Below are 23,631 nucleotides of genomic sequence, written 5' to 3'. Positions count from 1 at the left end.
TGGCTACTCGTGTGGCGTCTCTTTTGGCGAAACTCGGCGGACGCACCGGCTTGAGACGAACAAGGGCTTCAGATCGAGGGAGCGTCGTGGGTTTCTGCCTCAAGAAGAGCGACGAGGATCAGCCAGTCCTCTTTGACGAGATGGCTAACCTTTGGTGTTCTCGGCAGATCTCGACGCAAAAGCCCAGGAAGGCTTCGACCGCCGCCGGAGGAAGGCGTCGCGATGGTCGAGCCGCGTACAGCGGATAGGTCTCGTCTGGCCACTCGGGAAACAACTCGACCAATGCGCCGCTGGCGATCAGGTGATCGACACTCAGCGCCAGGGGCTGAGCAATGCCTGCACCACTGACGCACGCTTGCACCATCACATCCACATCCGTGGTCGTGAGATGGCCTCGCGTTTTCACGGGCAGGATTTTTCTACCGCGGTGAAACTCCCAGGAAAAGGGCTTGTTGTTGCGCGGGTCGATGTACTGGATACAGTCGTGGTCGACCAGCTTTTCGGGGCGCTTGGGTCGTCCATATCGTGCCAGGTATTCCGGAGATGCCACGGTCAAGACGCGTGTCTCAAGCAGCAGTCGGGAGGTCATGGTGGAAGGCGGCTGCGGGCCGAAGCGCACGGCGACGTCGATGCCTTCGGTCACAAGATCGCCTACGTCGGCCTGCTGAAGCACGATCAATTCAAGATCCGGATAACGCTCGCGCAGGAGCGGTAGCTTCGGTGCCAGGATGTGTTGAGCAAAGATCGGATTGAGGCCGACCCGCAGGGTGCCGCGAACCGTTTCGGAGGCACCGGATACGTAGTTCGCAGCCTCTGCGATGCCCTCGAGGTGCTGCACCGCGCGCTCGTACAATCCGGCACCTTCGCTTGTAAGATGCAGGGCACGCGTGGTGCGGTCCACGAGACGCACGCCGAGTCTTTCTTCCAGTCGGGAAATCGATCGGCTTACGCCCGATGCCGACATCCCCAGCAACTCGCCGGCGCGACTGAAGCTTCCCGCTTCCACGACGGCTGCCAGCACGGTCATGCCCGATAAAATCCGCCCATCGAAGCTCATGGCCGACCCTTCTTTTTTGAGTTTACGCAAAAGTTGTTTAAAGCAGCCTATCTTTATCAAAGATGACGCACAACCGATCTCGCTGAATCGGCGTGAGCAACGGACGCGGCCCGGGGCAGAACCGCGTCCGTCACGTGACTTCACGACTCGGCAGGTTTGAGCAAATCCTGCAGGCCGACACGTAGAAGCATCTCCGAGCGCACGCGGTCCATCACGGCGAAGCCAACGTCCGCGCCATCCTGAGTCGGGTCGATATGGACGCGGAACGGCCGCTTGCCATCGGGTGCGTTCACGACATCTACCATGGCGTCAGCGACCAGACTGGCATCGGCATCCGCCGGGACGATGTTCGCAAAGGCTTCTTGAACCTGCTCACCGAAACCCGCATAGGGGCCGCTGGCCTCGTATTCGGCCGCACGCTCTGCATCGGCCGGGTGCCCGGCATGTGCAAAGTGGTTTGTGCCGCTGGTGAACGCGCCAGGGACGATGATCGACGTTTCGATGCCCCAGCGCGCCAGTTCGCGGGCGTACTGCACGGCAATCGCATCCATCGCGGCCTTGGCGCCGAAGTACGGTGCCAGATAAGGCGGCGTGCCGCCCGCCACGCTGCTGCTGGACACCCAGACCAGCAAGCCGCTTCGTTGCTGACGCAGGTGCGGAAGTACGGCGCGGTTCACGCGCTGCGTTCCAAGGACGTTGACGTCGTAGAGCTGGGCATACTGTTCCGCCGTGAATGCTTCGGCAGGTCCGAACACCATGTGTCCGGCGTTATGCACGACGACATCGATCTTTCCGGCTTCGCCGATGATGTGCGCGATGGCCGCATCAGCGGAGTCCTGCGATTGCACGTCCAGTTCGACGGTGCGTAGATCGACCTGGCGATCTTGGGCATGTCGGGTCATCTGTTCGACCACGCCGGCGTTGCGGGTGGCGGTCGCGCGCATGGATGCGTAGACCGTGTGTCCTGATTCGGCCAACGCTTCGGCGGCGAGGCGGCCGAAACCACTCGACGCGCCCGTGACAAGAATGATCTTGCTCATGATGTGTCTTCCTTCGAAAGGGAGAGTTTGTTGGGCGAGTAGGGCTGACGTGAGTCAGATCATGCCGCCGTTGGCTCGCAGCACTTGTCCGTTGATCCAGCCGCCATCGGGACCGACAAGGAACGCGACGGCGTTGGCGATATCGGACGGCGTGCCCAGGCGCTCCAGTGGGTTCATCTTGGCCATGCGGGCAATCAGCTCGTCCGACTTTCCGTTCAGGAAGAGATCGGTCGCCGTGGGGCCGGGAGCGACCGCATTGACGGTGATCGAGCGTCCGCGAAGTTCTTTGGAAAGTATCCCGGTCATGGCCTCGACGGCCGCCTTGGTCGCGGCGTAGACGCCATAGCTCTCCAGCTTCAGGCCCACCACGCTCGTGGAGAGGTTGACGATGCGGCCGCCACTGCGCAGCCGTCGGGCGGCGAGACGCAGCGTGTTGAAGGTACCCTTCAGATTGACCGCCATCTGGCTCTCGAATAGCCCGTCGTCGCTGTCGGCGAGGGGGGCCAGCTTCATGATGCCGGCGTTGTTCACCAGGACATCCACCCCGCCGAACGCCGCTTCCGCGGCGTCGAACATGCGCGTTACCGCTTCAGGATCGCTCACGTCGGCCTGAGCAGTGATGGCCCGTCCACCTGCGGCCTCGATCTTGCGCACAAGCTGCTCGGCCTCCGCCGTGTTCCCGGCGTAATTGATGGCGACAGTGAAACCGTCACGGGCCAGACGTTCCGCAATCGCGGCTCCGATGCCGCGCGAGGCGCCCGTCACGATGGCTACTTGGTTGGGATTCGTCATTGCGTTTCTCCTATTCATTGCCCGCGGGACTGGCGGGTTGAGGGCATCTTGTCAATTTCCGTGAGTGAGATAATCTGCGCAAATTGCACATGACTGTTTCTTAATGGCAAATAATGTGGAGGTGGCATGGACCGACTTGACGCCATGAGCTTGTTCGTTCGCATCGTCGAGCGACGCAGCTTCACGATGGCGGCCAACGACATGCAGATTCCGCGCTCGACGGCTACGAAGGTGATCGCGGCATTGGAGAGTCGGCTCGGCGTGCGCCTGCTGCAGCGGACGACTCGCGTCGTGCGACCCACCCTCGACGGTGAGGCCTTTCATCAGCGGTGTTTGCGCATCCTGGAGGACGTCGAAGATGCCGAAGGGGCTTTCCGTGGTGCGCAGGCAAAGGGGCTCGTGCGCGTCGAAGTGCAGGGCACCCTTGCTCGTCACTTTCTGCTTCCACGGCTTCCGGAGTTTTTCTCGCGCTACCCGGGCATCGAGCTGTCGATGAGCGAGAGCGATCGGTGGATCGACCCGGTTCAGGAAGGCGTCGATTGCGTGCTGCGCTATGGCCATCTGCGAGACAGCGAACTGGTCGCGCGCCAGGTGACGCTGCTCCAGAGACTGACGTGTGCATCGCCGGGGTATCTGGAGCAGTTCGGTGTTCCCGAAAGCATCGATGATCTGGACGGTCATCGCATGGTCAGTTTGCGTTCCCTGACCTCGGGGCAGGTCACGCCATTGGAATTTCAGGTAGAGAACAGCACGCGTTCGTTATCCCTTCCGAGTCCATTGACGGTGACGGGCACGGAGAGTTATCTGGATGCCATCCGCCTAGGGCTGGGGCTGGCCCAGGTGCCGTATTTCCATGTCGAGGAAGATCTGCGCAGCGGTCGCCTGGTGCAGCTCCTCGACGCTGTGCCCCCGCCATCTGTTCCGGTGTCCTTGGTGTTTTCACGCGGCAGGCAGTTGTCTCCGCGTGTGCGGGCATTCCTGGAGTGGGCGGTGGATGTGTTCAAGCAAAGAGAGACCTCGGCGGACTGAGCGCATGGGGTCGGTGCAAGCTTCCCGAGTCGGGTTCGGACATCGCCAGCGCGGTCGTTCCTTCGACAGAAGTCGACGAGTGCACTGAGCGCGGTCTAGACGACGACGGTGCAGCCCTGCGGACACGTGTCGTCGGCACCCGGGAAGTAACGCTCGGCTTTGTGCTTGCAGGTACTTGTGCGGCCCGGTTTGTCCCCGAGTTCTCCGCATCTCTGATGCAGTCCGTCCGATCCGGATCAGCGACGGTGCCTTGCCTATGCGCCACCACCGGCACGGGCCACGAAACGTCTGCTCACCCCGCGCCGCCATGGCGTCAGGCTGTGCCGCTCGCGAATCGCTCAAGCCCTCGCTTCAGCGACTGAGGCTTTTGGTTTCCAGGATGGTCGCCGTGCCGTCCATGTTGGACAACCGCCGGCATGACCCCATGCCGCCGTCCATCCTGTGATTTTTTGCAAAGATAATTTGATCCAAACCATCTTTATCAAAGGTGGTTCGACACTTATCGTGCTCGCCGTGCCTACGAGGCAGCGGCTTCATCGGAAAGATTCGTTGAGCGAGCAACCGCTGCCAGTCGGCCCATCCCCTTCCGAGGAGTCCTCTCATGACTACGCAACGCACCCTATTCAAAGGCGGCACCATCCTGACGTTGGATGCCGAGGTTCCCAATCTCGCTGTCGGCGATGTTCTGGTCCAGGACGGACGCATCGCTGCCGTCGCTCCATCCCTGAAGGCCGACAATGCACAGGTCATCGATGCCGGCGGCCACATCGTCATGCCAGGCCTGGTCGACGCCCACCACCACATGTGGCTCGGCGTGATGCGCCGCATGATGCCCAACGTGGACGACCTGTTCGCCTACATCGACGTCGTGGCCGAAAAACTCGGTGCGCATTTTCGTCCGCTGGACATGTACCTCAGCACCAAGCTCACCGCGGCTGCTTCGCTTGATGCCGGCATCACCACCATCATCGATGCCTGCCATAGTTCGCGCAGCACCGAACACACCGACGCCGCGCTCGATGCGCTGGAGGACTCCGGTATTCGCGCGCTGCACATGGTCGGCGCGGCGATGGACAAGAAGGCTTCGTCCGCCCATTTGCCGGGCGATCTGCAAAGGCTGGCGCACAACTGGAATACCGTCAGCAGCCGTGTACAGGTGGGCTTGTTCGGTCAACTCAATCTCGATTGGTGGGAGGCTGCGCGTGCTCTGGACATGCGGATCCTGACCGAGTTCATCGGCGACCTGGCCAAGCTGGGACCGGAATTCGCAAAGCCGGGTGTGTTGGGCACCCACAACATCTTCAATCACTGCACCCGCGTGCCGCAGGAAACATGGAAGCTGTTCGCCGACGCGGGCGTGAACATTACCGTCAACCCGCGCTCCGATGCGCTTTTCGGTTTCGACGACGAAACCTTCGCCTACCAGCAGGCGATCGACCACGGCCTGACCCCGGCCCTGGGCATCGATCTGGACACGGCGTTCGGCAGTGACATGTTCGGCGAGATGCACGCCTTGTTCGGCCAGCAGCGTTCGGCCATGCGCTACCGCCGCTTCCGCGGCGAAGCCGATGCACCCAAGCCGATCTCGGTGGAAGCGGTGTTGCAGGCGGCGACCATCAACGGCGCTCGCGCCGCAGGCCTGGAAGGTCAGGTCGGCACGCTCACGCCTGGCAAACAAGCCGACATCATCATGGTGCGCACCGACGGCGTCGCCGTATTCCCGGCCACCAACGCCGTGGGAACGATCGTCCAGGCGGTCGAACGTGCGGACGTGGACACGGTGATGGTCGCGGGCCATCTGCGCAAACGCGCGGGCAAGCTCGTGGATGTCGACCTGGCCAAGCTCAACGCCGAGGTCACCGCTTCGCGCGACTACCTGATCGAAGCCAGCGGCTACCGCGCCGAGCTGTTCGGCGCCACCGCGTAATCAGGAGAGGCCGCCGGCGACGCCGGCGGCCTCCTTACCGATACATCCGTTTTGGAGATTGTCATGTCAACGCTTGCCAACGCACAGGCTGCGCCGGCCGATGCCGCACCCGCGCACCTGTCTCGCCCGGCATGGGGCGTCATTGCGGCACTGTTTTGCGGTTATCTGGCCGTCGGCCTGCCGCTCCCCGTCATTCCGTTGTTCATCCACGACCATCTCGGTTACAGCAATGTCGTCGTGGGTCTCGTGATTGGCATCCAGTTCCTGGCCACGGTGCTCAGCCGCGGCTACGCGGGCAGGGTGACCGACCAGCAGGGTGGAAAGCGCTCCGCGCTGCAGGGTGCGGCGGTCTCAGCCCTGGCGGGCCTGCTGTATCTAGTGGCGGCCCTGCCCAGCCTGCCTTCGACAATGAGCCTGGCCATCGTCGTAGTAGGGCGCCTGGCTGCAGGCCTCGGCGAAAGTCAGTTCGTCACGGGCTGCGTGTCCTGGTCCATTGCCTCGGTCGGACCGCAGCGCGCCGGCATGTCGATGTCGTGGACGGGGATTGCCATGTTTGCGGCGCTGTCGATCGGCGCGCCCTTTGGCATGGGGCTCTACGAGTCGCACGGTCTGGCTGTTGCCATGATCGCCTGCATCGTCGCGCCTGTGGTTGCTGCCACGATCGCTATCGGTGCGACGTCCTACCTGTCGCCCGGCGGCGTGCGTCTTCCGTTTCATCGCGTCGTCCGCAGCATCTGGCGCGAAGGCTTCGGGTTGATGCTGCAGGGTGTTGGCCTCTCCGGACTCACTGCATTTGCTTCGCTGTACTTTGTTGCGCGTCATTGGAGCCACGCCGGACTGGTGATGACCGCGTTCGGCATCGGCTTCATCTTCGTGCGCGTTGTGCTCGGGCATCTTCCGGACCGCATCGGCGGCTACCGCGTCGCGGTGTGGTCGCTGGTCGTGGAGGCGATCGGCCAGGCTCTGGTCTGGTTTGCTCCGAACGCATGGGTGGCGCTGACCGGCGCCTTGTTCACGGGGCTTGGCTGCGCGCTGGTATTTCCAGCACTCGGGGTAGAAGCGCTCAAACGCGTGCCGCCGGCGAACCGCGGCAGTGCAATGGGAGCTTTCGTGGCCTTTCTGGACATTGCCTATGGCATCTCGGGCCCCGCGGCCGGAGTCATCGCCGGACAGTTCGGGTATGCGGCCGTCTATCTGTTCGGCGCCGTATGCGCGCTGTTGGGCGCCATGCTGTCAGGAACTTCCCGGAGCCAGACGGCCTGACTTTCATCGACGGTTGGATTGCAACCGCCAACCACCATCAAGGAGAAATCTCATGTCTCGGATTTTCATATCCGGTTCGTCCACGGGTCTCGGTTTGATGGCTGCCCGACTGCTTGTCGAGCAGCATCACACGGTTGTGCTTCATGCTCGCAATGCCTATCGTGCCGAAGACGCCAAACGTGCACTGCCACAGGTTGAAGCGGTCGTTGTCGGCGATCTGGAAACGATCGCTGGCGCCAAAGACGTTGCAGCGCAAGTCAACGGGCTGGGGCATTTCGACGCCGTGATCCACAACGCAGCGGTGGGTTATCGCGAGGGCTTCCGCGTGACGGAAGACGGACTGCCGCATGTCTTTGCGATCAACACGCTTTCGCCCTACATCCTCACGTCTCTGATCGATCGTCCCAAGCGCCTCGTGTACCTGAGTTCCGGCATGCATCACCATGCCGATGCGAGTCTGGATGACATCCTGTGGAGCACGCGTCGATGGAACGGCTCGGACGCTTATGCGGAAAGCAAGCTGCACGATGCCATGCTCGCATTTGCCGTAGCGCGCCGCTGGCCGGACGTGTTCTCCAATGCGCTGGAGCCGGGGTGGGTGCCGACCAAAATGGGAGGGCCGGGCGCGCCCGACGACATGAGTCAGGCGCACCTAACCCAGGCTTGGCTGGCTGCGGGCGACAACGCAAAGGCCGATGTCTCGGGGCAGTATTTCTACCATCTCAAACGCATGGCACCCCATCCCCAAGCCAAGGATACCGCCCTGCAGGATCGCCTGATTGCCATCTGCGAGGACATCAGCGGTGTGGCGTTGCCTGTCTGAGACAGTGGACAGCCACTGGCCGGTTCGGTGCAGCATCGAGATAGACGTGTTGCCGCGCCTGACCGGCCAGCTCAGCATGGATCGAGCAGAGAAAGACATCGCTGCACAGCCGCATCAAAGCCGACCTTGGCGATGCTGCGATGCGTTTCTACCAGGTGGGTAGGGCGCACATGACTTTTCTGCGATCTAGCCTGCGCTACTGAATGCTCCGAGAGCCTCGTGGGCAAGGTGTTGATCCGCAACGCACTGAAAGGAAGCTCAACGCAGTCGGCTTGTTGGATTGAGCCGAGCGGTCATGTCACACAGGTGGTTCCAGACTTGCTCGGCCGCCGGAGATAGCGAGCGATGCTTGCGCCGAATCAATGTGATCGCCCGTTTCGAGGTAGGTGTAAGCGGGCGAACGGAAAGATCGTCCGATACAGGTAACGATAACGCAGGGGTGATGCTGCAACCGATCCCGGCCTCGACCAGGCGAAACGCCGTGTGTGTGTGACTCGTTTGTTGGGCCACATGCACCGTAATACCGCGCTCTTCGAGGATGCGGTCTATCAGACGGCGGCTGCCGGAAGAGTAGTCGAGCAGTACCACGGTTTCGCCATGCAGTTTCTTCCAGGGCACGCGATCCAGTCGAGCCAGAGGATGATCGTTCCGGCAGACCAGCACGAATGGATCGTGCAGGATGATCTTCTTGTCGAACTCGCGATTGTCCGGCGGGTCGATGGCGACACCGAAGTCGACTTCACCGCCGCGTACGCTGTCGAGCACTTGAGTTTGCGGCTGGTCGCGCAAGTGCAGTGTCAACTCGGGATAGTCCCTAGCGCATTCCGCGATGCAGCGAGGCATCAGCGAGGCCGATGGTGTAGGTGCCGCCGCCACGCGCACGGTGCCGCGCCGACCTTCGCCTTCCGTCCGAACATGGGCAAGCACGTTTTCCAGTTCGTCCAGCACACGCTCCACGGCGCTGTGCAGGTAGCGGCCGGGTTCGGTAGGGACGACTTCGCGCGTGCTTCGATCGAGCAGGCGTACGCCCAACTCGGCTTCCAGATCGGCGATGTGACGGCTGATGGCTGGCTGCGTGAGATGCAGTTGCTCGGCGGCACGCCCGAAATGGCGGAGGCGGGAGACGGCGAGGAAGACACGCAACTGGCGCAAACTCACATTCATAAAAATATATTATCACTGATTACAATATAGTGATTGGACTTATCAGTCGCGCAGCGGTGCAATGATGTGAACCGCCTTATGGCCTTCTCTGCGTTCCCATCATGTCATTGCGCCGCTTCCTGCCTGATCCCTTCATTTGCGCGCTGCTGGCCACGGTGCTTTTGGCGAGTAAGCTTCCGTGCCGAGGCGAAGCTGCGCAGGTCTTCGACGGACTGACCGATGCGGCGATCGCGCTGCTGTTCTTCCTGCACGGCGCCAAACTTTCGCGCTCGGCAGCGCTGGCCGGGCTGACCAACTGGCGGCTGCACATCACCGTGCTAATCAGCACGTTCGTACTGTTCCCCCTGATGGGTTTCCTGCTGCGTCCGCTGCTGTCGCCGCTGGTGACGCCCGGACTCTATGTGGGCGTGCTGTTCCTGTGCACGCTGCCGTCGACCGTGCAATCGTCGATCGCATTCACTTCGATCGCCCGCGGCAACGTTTCCGCCGCCGTATGCGCTGCTTCGGCTTCCAGCCTGATCGGCATCCTCGTCACACCGTTGCTGGTGGGCGTGCTGCTGGAGGCGCACGGGCAGGGCGGCATGTCATGGCACGCCGTGGAAAGCATCGTGATGCAACTGCTGGTGCCGTTCGTGGCAGGGCAGGCGACGCAACGCTGGATCGGCGGCCAGGTGCAGCGGCACAAGACGCTGGTGGGATTGGTGGATCGCGGTTCGATTCTGCTGGTGGTGTACACCGCATTCAGCGCGGCCGTGCTGGAGGGGCTGTGGCGGTCTACGCCGTTGTCGGTGTTGGGCGGTTTGGTGGTGGTCGATGCCGTATTGCTGGCGCTGGTGCTGTTGACGACGCGTTATGGCTCGCGCGCACTCGGTTTCTCGCGGGAAGACGAGATCACCATCGTGTTCTGCGGCTCGAAGAAGAGCCTTGCCAGTGGCATCCCGATGGCGAGAGTGCTGTTCGCAGCGCCGACACTGGGCACGATCGTGCTTCCGCTGATGATGTTTCATCAGATCCAGCTGATGGCTTGTGCGGTATTGGCGCGCCGCTACGCACGGAAAGCCGAGACGTCATCCGGTCAGAAATCCGTCGATATCGCGAGCTGATTACAAGCGGTATCGCTCAAGGGCACCTCAACAGCACGCTGCCGGGAGATGTCCATATCGCCATGTCCCAGGCCGAAGGTTCCGTCGTCTCGCGGTCTCTTCGGGTCCTGAAACTTCGTTTCCAAAGCTGCGCGGTCTGATCTCGGTCAGGGCTCGCCACGTTTCCCACAAACTGTTCAAGTAAGGAGAATCCCCGTGATAAGCGCAACAAAAAAACTCTTTGTCTCGGTTTTGCTGGCCAGCGCTGCAGCACTGTGCCTTCCGGCGGCCGCCGCGACGCCTGTCCACAACATCGTCCTGGTGCACGGTGCATGGGTCAATGGTAGTGGCTGGAAGCCGGTCTACGACATCCTCGTGAAGGATGGCTATCACGTAACCGTAGCCGAGCATCCATTGACCTCGTTTGCCGATGACGTGGCTGCGGTCCATCGGATCGTTGCCATGCAAGACGGTCCCACCATTCTGGTCGGACATAGCTACGGCGGTGCCATCATCACCCGGGTCGGCAACGATCCCAAGGTCGTCGGTCTGGTCTACATTGCGGCGCACGCGCTGGACGAAGGAGAGACCGAAGTCGCAAACGGCAAGAAATTCCCCAGCGCGACCAGCAAGACCGGCGACATCAAGAAGACGCCCGATGGATTTACCTATCTGGATCCGGCGCACTATCCCGCCGATTTCGCCGCCGACCTGCCCAAGGCTCGGGCGGAATTCGAGGCGCATGCGCAGGAGCTGACCGCTGCGGAGGTGTTTAACGTGCCAGCGACCCATCCGGCATGGAAGGACAAACCCAGCTGGTACATGGTCGCGGGCAGCGACCGCATCATCAATCCGGACCTGGAACGCATGTACGCCAAGCGCGCGCACAGTTACACCGTGGTAGTGGCTGGGGCCAGTCATTCGGTCTACGAGTCGCACCCCAAGCAGGTGGCTGCCTTGATTGAGCGGGCGGCCATGACGGTGGGCGATGCCGAGGCATCGGCGTCCTCGCAAAAGTCCAATGGCAACCTTGAAAAGTAATTTGTTGCGAGCGCAGCACGCGACCGTATCGCCCAGCGCAGGACGGTACGATCGCGTGCGTACAAGAGCCAAATAGGCTCAGCCGCCCTGGATCGCTCGACGTACTTCGGAAGCGAAGCCCTTGATGGTGAAGTCCTCGGGCATTTGGTCGATCAATACGATGTCCGAGATCGCGTTGTTGATGCGCAGGGGCAGGATTGCCTGGTATTCGGGCGAGTGGTACCACGCCATGGCAGCTTCGCGACTTGGGAACTCCATGAGGACGACCGAACCGGGCCACGCGCCCTCGATCACATCGACCGCACCTTGGGCCAGCCACTTGCCGCCGTGCGGGGCAACCGTCGCCTCGACTTGTTCGAGGTAGCTGAGGCCATCACTGTTCGGCACGTCGCCGGGAATTCGCAGATGATTGATGAGGTACGTTTTCATGGTAAGCACTCTTTGGGGATTGGGGAAAAGGGGAAGGATCAACGTGGCCGGGGATTTGCACGCGCTCTGGCCCGGCGTTCGGATGCTGTTGCGGTTCAGCTGAGTGAGGCGAACGACGCCTTGTTGAAGGGAATCAGTTCCTCGATGCGCCCTTGGCGAACCTTGGTGGGCCACTGTGGGTCGCTCAGGAGTGCGCGCCCGACGGCGATCAGGTCGAACTCGTCCCGACCCAGCCGATCGATCAAGGCGTCGAGCGTGTCGACCTGTGCACCGGCGGAATCGCCGCGCAGTTGCTCCATGAAGTCGGCACCGGCCAGACCGACCGAGCCGACGCTGATGCTCGGCAGACCGGTAAGCTTGCGCGACCAGCCAGCGAGGTTGAGGTGCGACCCCGCGAACTCAGGTTCCCAGAAGCGGCGTGTCGAAGCGTGGAAGATGTCCACGCCGGCATCTGCCAGTGGCACGAGCAATGACTCAAGCGCCGCGGGCGTCTCTGCCAGGCGAGCGGCATAGTCCTGCAACTTCCACTGCGAATAGCGGAAGATCAATGGCATGTCCGGACCTATCGCCTGGCGCACGGCGCGCACGACCTCCACCGCGAAGCGAGTCCGTTCCACCGCCGTGCCGCCATAGGCATCGCTGCGTGCATTGGTGCCAGCCCACAGGAACTGGTCGATGAGATAGCCATGCGCGCCATGCAGTTCGACAGCATCAAATCCGATCCGTTTGGCGGATGCTGCCGAGCGGGCGTACGCGTCGACGGTATCGGCAATGTCGCCGTCGCTCATCATCTTGACGCCGGCATCGGTGGCGACCGGACCTTCGGACGGAGCATCTGGGTGTGGGCCGGTTCCGCCTTCGCGAACGCTCCCTTGGTGCCAGAGCTGCGGTGCAATCTTGCCTCCGGCTGCGTGCACTTCGGAAACCACTCGCGCCCATCCCTCAAGGCTTTTCGGCGCGTGGAAGTTCGGGATCGACGCACTGTTGGAGGCAGCTTGGCGCCCGATCGTGGTTCCTTCGGTAATGATCAGACCGACGCCACCCTCAGCTCGCCGCCGATAATAGCCGGCCACATCCTCGCCGGGGATGCCACCCGGGCTGAATTTGCGAGTCATCGGTGCCATGACGATGCGGTTGGGCAACGTGAACTGGCCGAGCTGGAAGGGTCGAAAAAGCGGATCGATATGCATGGTTCAAAACCTTTGAAGGTGTTCGGCCGCCTTCCGCAAAATGGGCCATATGGCCATGTGTCCTGCACCGAAGCGATGAAGGATTGGGGACGGTCAGGGAAACGTGGAGTTGTTACCGAGCCGGTCTGTCGGAAGCGGTTTTCTGGCCCGCGGCAATCCACGCCGCGGTCTCGCTGAGGAGTTCATCGGCCAGCGCGGGGTCGTCGCTGAGCCGCGAGAGCACAACAGCGCCGACCATGGCGGCCCAGCTTCCGATTGCGGCTTGGCGGCGCTCCGTGCTTGTCTCGCCGGTCCCAGTGCGTGTGAACGACTCAATGCGTCGCTGCATGGCCTTGGTCATTACGTGCCGGCCCGGTGCCGAACCACGCACCAATTCCGTACCTAGCGCTGCGAAGACGCAACCGGTACCGGCATCGTCGCGATGGGCAATGCTCAGATACGCCTCGGCGAACTGCAAGATATCGTCGGGTTTCGGACGCGAGTGATCATCGCTGGATGGATCCAAGGCGCTCGCAATGGCCTGAACGACCAGTTCGTCCTTGTCGGCGAAGTGTCGGTAGAAGCCACCATGCGTCATGCCAGCCTCCTGCATGACGTCGGACACGCTTACACCGTGGATGCCACGTTCGCGAAAGAGCCGGGCAGCGGCGCCGAGGATCAGTTGCCGGTTCTGCTGCTTTTTCTCTTGACTGTTTTTCATCTCGCCAACTCGGTTCGAGGACGTTTAGATGATACACATAATCTATATGAATGGATGATGAACATCATCTAAATGAGCCCGAGCAACGACTCTCTTTCCCTTGCTAGCTCTGGGGACACCGGCTTGCGAGATTCAAATACGGAATCGGGGACGTACCGTCCAGCCTGTCTTAGCCATCGGTTCCGGGCAGGGTGCTCCGCCGGAATCCGACGTCCGTGCGGGGCGGTTAGGACAGGTTATCGGGGTAGAGAAGGTCTGCATGCGACGGCGGATTCGACTGATCGATGCCGTCGAGAGTTGCCCGATGCTACGGCAGACGCCCCCATTCCGGTCATCTGCGGTCAGTCGCTTTCGCGGCGACCAGTGGTGTACGTCTTCAACTCCTTGATCGTGCGCGAAAGCGGTGACTGCTCGACGTATATCGCTTGGCGGCGCGACTAACGCCATCACATCGTGACTAGCCCTGGATGGAGACGTCGGTGATTTCTTCGCTTCTGCGCCACAGTTCTTCGGCTGCGTTAGGGTCGACCGCATAGGCTTGGACGCCAGTGCCGCGATGGGTACGGTCTTCTGACAGATCGAAAGAGTTGCCATCCGGCAGAATCGGAGTGATATCGGAATCGGCGCAGAACACCCCGCCTTTGCCGTCGAGTTGCGGACTGACCGCACACCAGACATGGGTGGCCGCGCCCTGCGGTATCGATTTCAGGTCACGGGCCAGATCGATGACCGGTCGACCGCTTTCATCGACGAATCCGGTTTTTTTCAGCATTTCCACCCCGACGTGCGTGCCGAGATTCGTTCCCGCGATCCCGCCTGGATGGAGCGCGAACGCACGAATGCCATCGTCTTTGCCTCGCCGGTCAAGACCAACCGCAAAGAGGATGTTGGCCGTCTTCGACTGACCATAGGCCTTGAAAGGATCGTAGTCACGGCGCTCGAAATGGATGTCGTCGAAGACGACGGGTGAGAAGCGGTGCCCAGCAGACGAGACGGATACGACGCGCGCGCCACCGGCCCGCTTGAGCGCTGGCCAGAGTCGCAGAGCCAACCGGAAATGACCGAGATGATTGGTAGAAAACTGTAGCTCATTGCCTTGCGCATCGCGCTTCAGCTCGGGCAGCGCCATGATGCCGGCGTTGTTGATAAGCAGATGGAGCGGCAAGCCAGTTTCAACGAAGTCGCGTGCGAAGTCGTCGATCGAGTGGGGGACGGTGAGATCCATCGGTTGAACTTCCATGCCGCCGCCTGCTTCGGCAATGGTTCTGCGCGCGCGCTCGACATCACGTGCCGGCACGATGATTCGTGCGCCCGCCGAGGCGAGCGTGCGTGCTGTTTCGAGTCCGAGGCCCGAGTAGCCTCCTGTAACGATCGCTACTTTGCCCACCAGATCGATGCCCTTGATGATGTCGGCGGTCGTGGAAGCGCGGCTAAAGCCGGAGCCGATGGGGGCCTGGGCTGTACTCATGGCTATATCTCCTTTTCCTAAATCAGAGTGAGTGCGTGTCAATTTGATATACAACTGTTCCAACTGTTTGCATCTAAAAACTGAGTAATGCGATGTTCGGATGCTCGTTTGCTCTGCCACTTCAAGTTAAGGCGAGTGGTCCACTTCCAGCAGCGCAATAAATCCTTGTAAATCCGTGAGGGCATGCCCCAAAACTTCTGATGCGACGAGATCTACTCGTTCAGGCTGTCCGCTGCACCGACCAAGAAGAAAAATGGGACATGAATCCTGCGGCCGGCAAAAGCCGACTGTTTCCCCGGTCAGGTCCGGGCAAATGACGGCACGGTTCGGCCATCAACCGTCGTGCCGGGGAACGCCAGCATCGGTGCCAGGGTTTCGTTGTTCTCGGCCGGGAAATTCAGCTTCGGCTTCGAGACCAGGCTGAGTTTGCCGATCTGATCGGCTGACAGCGTCACTTCGAGAGAATCGAGATTGGCTCTGAGCTGATCGAGCCTCCTGGCGCCGATCAAGGTGGACGTGACACCAGCCTGTGAACGGACCCAAGCCAGTGCCACCGATGCCGGGCTGATGCCAAGCTCCGATGCGACTTCCGCGACAGTTTCGATGATGTCGTAGTCCGCTTCGCCCGGAACACCGACCATGCTCGTGCGCTTCGTATCGACCTGGCCTGTCCCGCCGCGCCGGAACTTGCCACTCAGGAAGCCACTCTTGAGCGGGGACCAAGGCATGATGCCCATGCCCATCGCTTGAGCCATCGGGAACAGCTCGCCCTCACTCGTGCGTTCCAGCAGCGAGTATTCGAGTTGTAGGGCAATGATCGGTGTCCACCCGCGAAAGAGGGCGATCGTCTGCGCTTCGGCCGTTTTCCAGGCGGGAATGTCCGAGAATCCGATGTAACGGATCTTGCCGGCCGTGACGAGATCGTCCAGACCTCGCAACGTTTCCTCGATCGGCACTCCCCGGTCCCAGTTGTGAAGCCAGTAGATGTCGATGTAGTCGGTCTGGAGCCGGCTTAGCGAGGCTTCGCACTGCTGGATGAGCGCTTTGCGTCCGGCCCCACCGCCGTTGGGATCGCCAGGAAACAGATTGCAATAGAACTTCGTGCTGAGCACGATCTCGTCGCGCCTGACGTCCTTCTGCTTGAGGTAGTCACCAACGATTTGCTCGGAATGGCCGGCGGTATAGATGTTGGCGGTGTCCACGAAGTTGCCTCCGCGGCTTCGATACTCGTCGAGCATGGCGAATGACTCCGCGGGACTTGCTCCCCAGCCGAAGTCTTCACCAAAGGTCATGGTTCCGAGGCAATACGGGCTGACGCGCAGGCCAGAACGCCCGAGCGTTACGAAGTGATTTAGAGGCACGCAGGATCTCCGAGGCGAATTAGCTCATGGCATGGTAGGCTGATCGCAATGTACTAAGAAGACGTATAAGTTCAATTTTTATGCGCGATAGTTCAAATCTTCGGGTTGACCCTCTTTCAGATCTGCTGGACTTCCTTCAAGCCCGCTGCGAACTGTCTGGGCGCGTGGTCGCAGGTGGCACCTGGGCTCGCCGCTTCGCCAATCTGAATGCAATCAAGTTTTGCGCGGTAACCGAAGGCAACTGCTGGTATTCCAGCGACGGTATGTCCGAGCCGGCTCGAGTGGACGTCGGTGACGTATTGATTACCAACGGTACACACACCCTGACGCTCGCCAGCACCGTTGCACTGATTCCTGACGCAACGACCACGCCCATTGTTCGAGACAGTAACGACCAATATCAGCTTGGCGAGGGTTGCGACTTCACCATGCTGGGCGGCACGGTGCAGATTGACGCAGATCGGCAAGCGCTACTTTTGGCCGGTCTGCCGCCGCTCATTCATGTGCGGGGAACGACAGACGAAGCCAAACCGCTTGCCTGGTTGCTTGAACAACTTGTGGCCGAAATGAAAAGCGTCCGACCGGGTCGGTCGGCCGTCATATCAGGGCTGGCGCAATTACTGTTCACTCAAGCGCTGCGGGCCTACTTGGCGCATGCATCGGATGGCGATGAGGGATGGCTCAAAGGCTTCGGCGACCAAAAGTTAGCCATTGTGCTTAGTAGCATCCATAGCGAGCCTTCCCGGAACTGGGGTCTTGAGGAACTTGCGAAAAAAGCGGGGATGTCGAGAACGTCGCTCGCGGTTCGATTCCGCGAAATGATGGGCATTCCACCTCTCGCCTATTTGACCCAATGGCGCATGTATCTGGCGAGACGTAAGCTCCGGGCAGGTGCCTCAATCTCCGAAGCTGCGACCTCGGTTGGGTACACATCCGACAGCGCCTTCAGCACCGCATTCAAGCGCGTGATGGCTGTTGCACCCGGTCAGTACAGGAGGGCGATGCATGGAGAGGGCGAGGCAACACAAACTAAAAGTAAGGCAGACATACTCGAATTTTGAAAGATTCGACGGTTCTTCATAAATACAAATGCCAATTGGCTGCCGAGCGGACGCAGATCAAGACCGTGAGACCACTTGCAACATCCAGTCTTCAAAAACAGGACGATGAGTTGGTGTTATTGGGGGTGGGGCAGTGGGTCACCTGGGATAAATACGGCGTTTGGTCTGCTTACAGCAGCATGGTGCGGGAGCCGCACAGGCGCTCAGCATGAAGGCCGGCCTCACGGCAGCGTGCAATGAACTTGTCGGATTCGACGATCTGCTTGCTTTCCGGCGTGTACTTCAGGCCTGCCACGAAACGCAGCCAGGGCTCCTGCGCCATGGCATAGACGTATACGTGACGGCAACCGAACTCCTCCGCGATCATCCAGGCATGTTCGCTGTCCGAGCCAGATAGACGGCGTGACTCATCGTCCTTGCGACTCACTGGGCTGCTGAGATAGGGGCCGTAGAGCCAGCTCAGCGGCGCGCCGTCGCATTCCATGCCTATGAACAAGTCGTCCACCGCGCCGATCTGCCGGGAGAGATGCCGGTACAGCATGCGGTCCTTGCCGTCGGAGTCGGCCAGAAACAACAGATGGCGGCCCTGCAGTTTCACGCTCAGGCCGTGCTTGCTGGCGATGCTCAGGTCAGCGTGTTCGCCGTAGAACGGCAGGCTGGTGATGCTGCCACCGGGAATGTCGATGCGGTCCAGTGGATCCATCACCTGCACATTCGCATGGCCGATGGCGCGCAAGGCCAGTCGCATCGACGGGTCAGCGAGGTTGTTGGCGTTGTTGCGTGGGACCAGGATGGCGCCGACGCGGTTACGTAATTGCAAAAGCGTCTCTACGCTGAAGTGGTCCTGGTGATTGTGGGTGAGGAAGATGTAGTCGATGCGGTCGGGCAGGTCGTGGAAGGTCAGCCGGCCATCGGCGTCGTCACGGTCCCAGGCCAGAGATAAAAGCGCGCTCCTCGTTCGCGCTACCTAAGAAGGACTATCGCGCTCACCTCTGAGAATGGATATCAGGAACGCCTCAAGTGAAGCTTCCTGCCCGGTCTCAACGAGCTCCCTTGGTGTCATGCCACCGAGCTCGGCAATGCCCGTATGCAGCCACCATTCCATCAACAGTGATGCGTCTGGTTCGATACGTCTGGGCAGGTCCATGAGATGTCGATGGGTCATACGCGCTCACTCCCAAAAGCAGGTTCGTGGCAGAACAAGTGTCAGGCCGAGGAGGCCGCCCCGGTGTTGGAGTCTTTGCAGCCGGTCGCGCGCAGGTGATCCAACACGCGAATATCGGTGGCTAGAATTCCTGGCCGACTTGCTCGTCCGTGTTCTTCCGCGACAGCCAACGGCCATGAAATAACCGAGATGGCGTAGCTCCATGGTTATCGTCTCAAGGGAGGTAACTCCCATCGTTAAGAATCATCGGAGCCAACGCCGCTCAGTGCGTTGGTTCCCCCGCCTCCTGCACTGAAGACAACTGCTTCGCCAAGGCATGCGCGTCGTCCTTGGTAGCTACCATGAGCATGGGATAGCCCCAAAACTTCTCGTACACCACCGCGAATGCCTTGGCCGCCAGCCTTTTGGCAGCGCTCGACTCAATGCAGATCATTGCCTTGACGAAAGCCCGCAACTCGCTTTTATGGCGTTTCATCCAAAGCGAGGTTTGCTTCATTTCCTCCGGCGAATGCTCGTGCTCGCCCGTATCAAGTCCCTCGTCGTTGATCAAAACGAAGGCTTCCTTGCGTGCTAGTAATGCCTCGAACTCGGAAAACGGCGGAGCATCAGAGTTGTTGCTGGGTGCCTTCATTCGCACCCAGACCAAGGGGAACCGCGCGGCGTCAATCAACATGCCAATAGTCCTTCGATAGATAGCGAGAATCGCCAGTCGCCCAGCCGCGCCAGGAAATGGAGTCCCTCTGCACCGAGGAGACCATCGTGATGGGGGAGCGACCCGTATGGTTAGGAACACGATACCGACGCGCGCACTGGACGTCATTGCACAATTTGGTCAAAATATTATTCATTTAGGCCAGATGTCTCCCGTCTTCCGTTCGAGGCCCAAACCGACCTGCTATGTCGAACGCTGCGATCTCCGATCCGACCGAGAGCAAGGATGTCGATAGCGTCCCTCGTCCCGTCTTCGCCCTGAGTGCCACATCGGTATCCAAGGACTGGGAACATGCGCGGCATCAGCATCGCAAGGCGCAACTGTTCTACTCCGTGCGCGGCATCCTCAACTGCGAGATTGAAGACGGTGTGTGGATCGTGCCGCCGCAATGCGCCGTATGGATACCCGGAGACTTGCCGCACTCCGCGCGCGGCTCCGGCGAGACGGAATGTTATTGCCTGTTCGTGGAGCCCGATGCCGCACCGAATCTTCCGAAGACCTGCTGCACGATTGCCGTGTCGCCACTGTTGCGCGAGCTGCTTCTGACCGCAGCAGGATTCCCGGAGTTGTACGCGCGCGGTGGCCGTGAAGACCGCCTGATTGCAACCCTGTTGGATGAATTGGTGGCCGCTCCCGTGGAAGACTTGCATTTGCCGATGCCGCGCGACCCCCGGTTGCGCCGGCTTGCGGAAATGCTGTTAGCCGACCCGACCGACAAGGCCTCGAAGGGCGATTGGGCTATCCGCATCGGCATGAGCGAACGGAGCATGAGTCGGCTCCTTCTGCACGAAATCGGCATGAGCTTCGGACAGTGGCGCCGGCAACTCCATGTCATCCTCGCACTACAACGTTTGACCAAAGGCGAAAGCGTGCAAACAGTGGCATTGGGACTGGGCTACGAAAATGCCAGCGGTTTCGTCACCATGTTCCGCAAGGCCGTAGGCAAACCGCCTGCACGGTACCTCTCTGAACGAGCGACCGCCCGGGAGCCTGTCTCAGTACCAGGCATCATGCTTTCCGATCAGGGAATGATCTAACCGATTGTTTCGGCATCGCGACGAGGTGAGGCGCGAAACAGATGCGTTTTCTTTCCGATGGCGTGACATGGACCCGCGCCGCAGCCAGACCGAACGAGGTCTCATCACCGAACAACACCGCATCGGAAAAGCGCAGCTGGATCAGGTCTCGGAGATGGCGTAACTGATCATTTCCAGCGCGAAATTGTTGCTTTCAGAGACACGATAGTCCCGGGTAGCCCTCGATTGATCATGAGAGGGACTTATTGCTGATGAACGGTGACACGATAAGACGGAGTGACATCATTAAACGGGGAAGTGACTCGATTAAGCGGGATGCGACACGACACCAGCTGCAAATCGGCGGCCCAACAATTTGACATAATATACAGGCTTGGCAGATTATGGGCGAAGAAAAGGGCGATCATCGCCACCTTTCCTAGTATCGGCGCAACCTCCTTTGCCCATCGAAGCCACACCCTTTCGCTTGCTGGGTCTGTGTCGTGCAGCCGCTCTGCCTCGATCTTCATCGCCCATGCTATGGCCGGTTCTTCGATCCTCTTTGCCAGCTTCTCGATTACTTCTACCTTCGGCTTCCTTGTGTGCTGCCTGTAGTTGCTGATCGCCCCTGCGGTCATGCCTAGAGACCGCGCTAGGGCTGCGTCTGACGTTACGCCCAGCGCCGTTTTTACCTTGTCCAGTAGCTCGTTTGTGGCCGACATAAACACCCCGTGTTGACGAACGTTCACACCTAGTTTACCCTCCGAATCGTACACGGGGTGTGTACGTGTTTCAGGGGGAACGTATGGTCTACCGCACCGCATGCGCTGTCTTCGTCGCCTTCGTTTTTGTGTCGCTGTTAGTGACCCGTCCGGGGCTTGCCTCACTCAACATCATCGCGGTCTGTTTCGTCGGGTTCGCTTCGCTCTGTCTCTACGTCTTTGTCCGCTTGCTCGATCTCCGTGATCGCCAGCGGGACACCCTTCGTGTTTCTGCTCTCGCCGATCAGGTCATCCGTGACTGTGTGCGCGAAGCTCTTGCGCACCGTGCGTCTGATTGGGATCAGTGTGCGTTCCTCGCTGAGTGTTCCGCAGAGAACTCGCATGCAGCGTTCGCTATAGCCCGGCGCTGGTCATGAGGCACACATTCCCTCTCAATTTATCCGAGCAGTCAATCGAAGAGGCTCTTCGACAGCATCGTATTAGCGATGCCGATAAGGATCGTGTTCTAACGCGCTTCCGACTTGCCATTCTTTCGGACGTCCAAACGAGAAGCTCCCTTCTAGAGTCGGTTGCTGACTCGATGCTCAATTTTCGGGATTCGACGTCTCGTGTTCTGCGTTGATCGAGCTTCTTACCTCTACAAGATGGCCATGCTCGGTCTTGGCTTCCGCGCTTTCTTTATGCTCGGTTGCTTGGCTCTTCTGCTGGCCTTCCTCTATCACAGGAATCGCCCACGTGGATGACCACATCGATCTTGGTCCAGTTACGGTCGACGAGCTTCATCGCGCCTCTACCTGGCTTCGCACGCTTGCCCATCGGTCGTCCGATCACGGCCAACAAATAGTTTGGATGGTTACTGACGCCGCTGCGGAGTCCATTGCTGATGCAGTTGACATGATGGAAGGATCGGATAGTGACGTCTCCTGATTCCATTCTGAGTCATGGCTCTACTCCTTCCGTGGCGGCGTTAGCCGCCACGGAAGGAGTGGGGCTTGTCTCTAATGAAACAACTGGGACGCCCCGACGAACCCGCCCTCACATGATCGCCGTTTGTCGTGATGCAAACCGCATCAAGCGCCTTCGTATCAACGTAGGGCATTCAGGCCGTCTCCTTCACTTCCAGGCTCATACGGAGCGTTCTGCTTCGCGCTGGAACATCAAGATGCTCACTTTAACCTATCGCACCGGCGATCAATGGCAAAAGCTCCACATCAGTCAGTTCCGTGATCGCCTGCGTCAGTGGTTCAAACGGCGTGGTTTGAAGTGTCGTTTCGTGTGGGTCGCTGAGCTTCAGAAGCGCGGTGTTCTCCATTACCACATGATTGTGTGGGTCCCCAAAGGTTACTACCTGCCAAGCCCTGATAAGTCCGGTTGGTGGCCTCATGGCATGTCCAATGTCCGTAGCGTGAAGTCTTCCGCCGTGGGCTACCTGATGAAGTACGCCAGCAAGACTACTCCCGACGATGCCATGCGTTATCCCAAGGGTGCACGCATGCATGGGGCAGGGGGCCTTGACCCTGAGGATCGTCGGCATCTTCGCTACTGGCGTTCACCCATATGGGTTCGCGAGGCCATGTCCGGCCGTTCCGACATCCGCAAGGTCAATGGGGGTTACTGCGACAAATTTACCGGCGAGTTCCTGCGCTCGCCTTGGCGTATCTACATCGGTCCAGGGGGGCAGGTCTGGACGTTCAAAGCAACGGAGACAACCCAATGAAAATCGATGTCCTCAACCGTGAACCGGAACATGTCCAGACGACCTGGGACGGCCAGACCCGTGATCGCGTCAAGCAGTGGTGCACGATCGAGATCGACGGCCTCGTTACTTCCTTCCAGCACACTGTCAACCCCGGTGAAGAACTCAAGCCTGGTTCGTATCGTCTCTCGCCTGCCAGTTTCAGCGTTCAGAACGGTCGTTTGCAGATGAACCGCCCGGTCTTGGAACCCATGCGTTCCAACGCTTCTCCCGCCAAGTCTTAAGCCGAGGCCTTCTCAGTGTCTGACCCAGTCGTGACGAAGTATTACGCCTGCGCCCAGTTCGATACCGCTGGGGTTTGTACGCAACCCGTCTGGGTCGACCAGCCGTCAGTTTTCCCGCCGCTGACGGTTTCCCAGGGAACAGAGATAGGCGCAGCTATGTTCGCGACGCTTGTCACTGTTTCCGTCATCAGGCGGTTACTGAACCAAGGAGCTACTCAGCAATGAACCTCAGCGTCTCCAACATCAGCAACAGCGTGTCGAGTCTGGCCTACCGTGTCGGTTCCAATCGCTTCGCCGTCGGCCTGGCTCTCCTCGCTGCCACCGGCACTTCGTTCGCTCAGAGTGATCCGACGACCGACATCCTGGCCAAGATCACCGAGTACGGTGGCTACGCCGTCACGATCTGCGTCGCCTGGGTGGTCGCCAAGATCGCCGCCCGCGCCGTCGGTCTTCTGAAGCCGAAGGGCTGAGCCATGGGACCGCAAACGACCACTTCTCCGGGCCGTTTGCGGTCCTTTTCCCGGAGTTTTCAAAATGGGTTATGTAATACTCGTGTTCTTTTTTTTGTTGTCCTGGGTCTGTTGTCGGGATTAATAACGCCTGCTTACG

The 23,631-nt window shown here is 60.2% G+C and carries 26 protein-coding genes; 12 read left to right on the top strand and 14 right to left on the bottom strand.

Features of this window, described 5'->3' with window-relative positions:
- Positions 1-118: 118 nt before the first annotated feature.
- The 3 genes from LF63_RS08065 to LF63_RS08055 all read right to left on the bottom strand — a co-directional run bounded on the left by LF63_RS08065 (position 119) and on the right by LF63_RS08055 (position 2,889).
- Positions 119-1,057 (bottom strand): LysR family transcriptional regulator, encoded by a 939-nt coding sequence (locus LF63_RS08065; RefSeq protein WP_043100899.1) that lies wholly within the window; start codon positions 1,055-1,057, stop codon positions 119-121.
- A gap of 140 nt (positions 1,058-1,197) precedes the next feature.
- Positions 1,198-2,097 (bottom strand): SDR family oxidoreductase, encoded by a 900-nt coding sequence (locus tag LF63_RS08060; protein WP_043100897.1) that lies wholly within the window; start codon positions 2,095-2,097, stop codon positions 1,198-1,200.
- A gap of 54 nt (positions 2,098-2,151) precedes the next feature.
- A complete protein-coding gene (locus LF63_RS08055) occupies positions 2,152-2,889 on the bottom strand; it encodes an SDR family oxidoreductase (RefSeq protein WP_043100895.1) in 738 nt (245 codons plus the stop codon).
- 126 nt (positions 2,890-3,015) lie between these two features.
- On the opposite strand from LF63_RS08055, the gene LF63_RS08050 reads away from it, so the two are divergent.
- A complete protein-coding gene (locus LF63_RS08050; RefSeq protein WP_043100893.1) occupies positions 3,016-3,918 on the top strand; it encodes a LysR family transcriptional regulator in 903 nt (300 codons plus the stop codon).
- Between the two features lie 351 nt (positions 3,919-4,269).
- Here the strand turns inward: LF63_RS08050 and LF63_RS08045 are convergent, their stop codons facing one another.
- Positions 4,270-4,455, bottom strand: a complete 186-nt coding sequence (locus LF63_RS08045; RefSeq protein WP_043100892.1) for a hypothetical protein — start codon at positions 4,453-4,455, stop codon at positions 4,270-4,272.
- A gap of 64 nt (positions 4,456-4,519) precedes the next feature.
- Here LF63_RS08045 and LF63_RS08040 point away from each other — a divergent pair, with 64 nt between their 5' ends.
- The 3 genes from LF63_RS08040 to LF63_RS08030 all read left to right on the top strand — a co-directional run bounded on the left by LF63_RS08040 (position 4,520) and on the right by LF63_RS08030 (position 7,931).
- Positions 4,520-5,845, top strand: coding sequence for an amidohydrolase family protein (locus LF63_RS08040; protein ID WP_052394847.1), 1,326 nt, complete (start codon positions 4,520-4,522; stop codon positions 5,843-5,845).
- 63 nt (positions 5,846-5,908) lie between these two features.
- Positions 5,909-7,108 (top strand): arabinose transporter, encoded by a 1,200-nt coding sequence (locus tag LF63_RS08035; RefSeq protein WP_043103460.1) that lies wholly within the window; start codon positions 5,909-5,911, stop codon positions 7,106-7,108.
- A 52-nt stretch (positions 7,109-7,160) separates the two neighbouring features.
- The gene (locus tag LF63_RS08030) at positions 7,161-7,931 is read left to right on the top strand and encodes an SDR family NAD(P)-dependent oxidoreductase (RefSeq protein WP_043100890.1); all 771 of its coding nucleotides are present in this window, start codon (positions 7,161-7,163) and stop codon (positions 7,929-7,931) included.
- 258 nt (positions 7,932-8,189) lie between these two features.
- Here the strand turns inward: LF63_RS08030 and LF63_RS15545 are convergent, their stop codons facing one another.
- Entirely contained in the window at positions 8,190-9,095 is a 906-nt protein-coding gene (locus tag LF63_RS15545; RefSeq protein WP_081945149.1) for a LysR family transcriptional regulator, read from the bottom strand.
- 101 nt (positions 9,096-9,196) lie between these two features.
- Here LF63_RS15545 and LF63_RS08020 point away from each other — a divergent pair, with 101 nt between their 5' ends.
- Both LF63_RS08020 and LF63_RS08015 read left to right on the top strand, forming a co-directional pair.
- Positions 9,197-10,198 carry a bile acid:sodium symporter family protein gene (locus tag LF63_RS08020; RefSeq protein ID WP_043100886.1) on the top strand — a complete coding sequence of 334 codons (1,002 nt, stop codon included), beginning with the start codon at positions 9,197-9,199 and terminating at the stop codon, positions 10,196-10,198.
- A gap of 195 nt (positions 10,199-10,393) precedes the next feature.
- Positions 10,394-11,218 (top strand): alpha/beta hydrolase, encoded by an 825-nt coding sequence (locus LF63_RS08015; RefSeq protein WP_052394845.1) that lies wholly within the window; start codon positions 10,394-10,396, stop codon positions 11,216-11,218.
- 78 nt (positions 11,219-11,296) lie between these two features.
- Here LF63_RS08015 and LF63_RS08010 read toward each other — a convergent pair whose 3' ends face one another.
- The 5 genes from LF63_RS08010 to LF63_RS07990 form a co-directional block, all read right to left on the bottom strand.
- Entirely contained in the window at positions 11,297-11,647 is a 351-nt protein-coding gene (locus LF63_RS08010) for a DUF1330 domain-containing protein (protein ID WP_043100883.1), read from the bottom strand.
- A 95-nt stretch (positions 11,648-11,742) separates the two neighbouring features.
- Positions 11,743-12,837 (bottom strand): NADH:flavin oxidoreductase, encoded by a 1,095-nt coding sequence (locus LF63_RS08005; RefSeq protein ID WP_043100882.1) that lies wholly within the window; start codon positions 12,835-12,837, stop codon positions 11,743-11,745.
- A 112-nt stretch (positions 12,838-12,949) separates the two neighbouring features.
- Positions 12,950-13,537, bottom strand: coding sequence for a TetR/AcrR family transcriptional regulator (locus tag LF63_RS08000; RefSeq protein WP_043100880.1), 588 nt, complete (start codon positions 13,535-13,537; stop codon positions 12,950-12,952).
- Between the two features lie 457 nt (positions 13,538-13,994).
- A complete protein-coding gene (locus LF63_RS07995) occupies positions 13,995-15,005 on the bottom strand; it encodes an SDR family NAD(P)-dependent oxidoreductase (RefSeq protein ID WP_043100878.1) in 1,011 nt (336 codons plus the stop codon).
- Positions 15,006-15,304: 299 nt separating this feature from the next.
- Positions 15,305-16,297 (bottom strand): aldo/keto reductase, encoded by a 993-nt coding sequence (locus LF63_RS07990; protein WP_200877570.1) that lies wholly within the window; start codon positions 16,295-16,297, stop codon positions 15,305-15,307.
- A gap of 149 nt (positions 16,298-16,446) precedes the next feature.
- Here LF63_RS07990 and LF63_RS07985 point away from each other — a divergent pair, with 149 nt between their 5' ends.
- Positions 16,447-17,427 carry an AraC family transcriptional regulator gene (locus LF63_RS07985; protein ID WP_043100876.1) on the top strand — a complete coding sequence of 327 codons (981 nt, stop codon included), beginning with the start codon at positions 16,447-16,449 and terminating at the stop codon, positions 17,425-17,427.
- Between the two features lie 169 nt (positions 17,428-17,596).
- On the opposite strand, the gene LF63_RS07980 is transcribed toward LF63_RS07985, so the two are convergent.
- The gene (locus LF63_RS07980; RefSeq protein ID WP_268746052.1) at positions 17,597-18,304 is read right to left on the bottom strand and encodes an MBL fold metallo-hydrolase; all 708 of its coding nucleotides are present in this window, start codon (positions 18,302-18,304) and stop codon (positions 17,597-17,599) included.
- 550 nt (positions 18,305-18,854) lie between these two features.
- Entirely contained in the window at positions 18,855-19,265 is a 411-nt protein-coding gene (locus LF63_RS07975; protein ID WP_043100875.1) for a hypothetical protein, read from the bottom strand.
- A gap of 224 nt (positions 19,266-19,489) precedes the next feature.
- Here LF63_RS07975 and LF63_RS07970 point away from each other — a divergent pair, with 224 nt between their 5' ends.
- The gene (locus LF63_RS07970; RefSeq protein ID WP_043100874.1) at positions 19,490-20,341 is read left to right on the top strand and encodes an AraC family transcriptional regulator; all 852 of its coding nucleotides are present in this window, start codon (positions 19,490-19,492) and stop codon (positions 20,339-20,341) included.
- A 242-nt stretch (positions 20,342-20,583) separates the two neighbouring features.
- Here the strand turns inward: LF63_RS07970 and LF63_RS07965 are convergent, their stop codons facing one another.
- A complete protein-coding gene (locus tag LF63_RS07965; protein WP_152569287.1) occupies positions 20,584-21,069 on the bottom strand; it encodes a helix-turn-helix domain-containing protein in 486 nt (161 codons plus the stop codon).
- A gap of 134 nt (positions 21,070-21,203) precedes the next feature.
- Complete coding sequence (locus LF63_RS07960) at positions 21,204-21,425, bottom strand: hypothetical protein (RefSeq protein WP_043100871.1); 222 nt, start codon at positions 21,423-21,425, stop codon at positions 21,204-21,206.
- A 352-nt stretch (positions 21,426-21,777) separates the two neighbouring features.
- Here LF63_RS07960 and LF63_RS15830 point away from each other — a divergent pair, with 352 nt between their 5' ends.
- From LF63_RS15830 to LF63_RS07945, 4 genes are all read left to right on the top strand, one after another.
- Positions 21,778-21,969, top strand: coding sequence for a hypothetical protein (locus LF63_RS15830; RefSeq protein WP_152569286.1), 192 nt, complete (start codon positions 21,778-21,780; stop codon positions 21,967-21,969).
- A gap of 112 nt (positions 21,970-22,081) precedes the next feature.
- Positions 22,082-22,759: a rolling circle replication-associated protein gene (locus LF63_RS07955; RefSeq protein WP_152569285.1), complete on the top strand. Its 678-nt coding sequence runs from the start codon at positions 22,082-22,084 to the stop codon at positions 22,757-22,759.
- The gene (locus LF63_RS07950) at positions 22,756-23,022 is read left to right on the top strand and encodes a hypothetical protein (protein ID WP_043100869.1); all 267 of its coding nucleotides are present in this window, start codon (positions 22,756-22,758) and stop codon (positions 23,020-23,022) included. The genes LF63_RS07955 and LF63_RS07950 overlap by 4 nt, the downstream gene beginning before the upstream one ends.
- A 221-nt stretch (positions 23,023-23,243) precedes the next feature.
- On the top strand, positions 23,244-23,492 hold the full coding sequence (locus LF63_RS07945) for a hypothetical protein (protein WP_043100867.1): 249 nt from the start codon (positions 23,244-23,246) through the stop codon (positions 23,490-23,492).
- The last annotated feature ends 139 nt before the right edge of the window (positions 23,493-23,631 follow it).

The sequence above is a fragment of the Oleiagrimonas soli genome (genome assembly GCF_000761445.1).
GTDB classification, from domain to species: Bacteria; Pseudomonadota; Gammaproteobacteria; order Xanthomonadales; family Rhodanobacteraceae; genus Oleiagrimonas; species Oleiagrimonas soli.
Note: the sequence above shows the minus strand (reverse complement) of the source record. Positions and strands in the feature narration are given on the sequence as shown.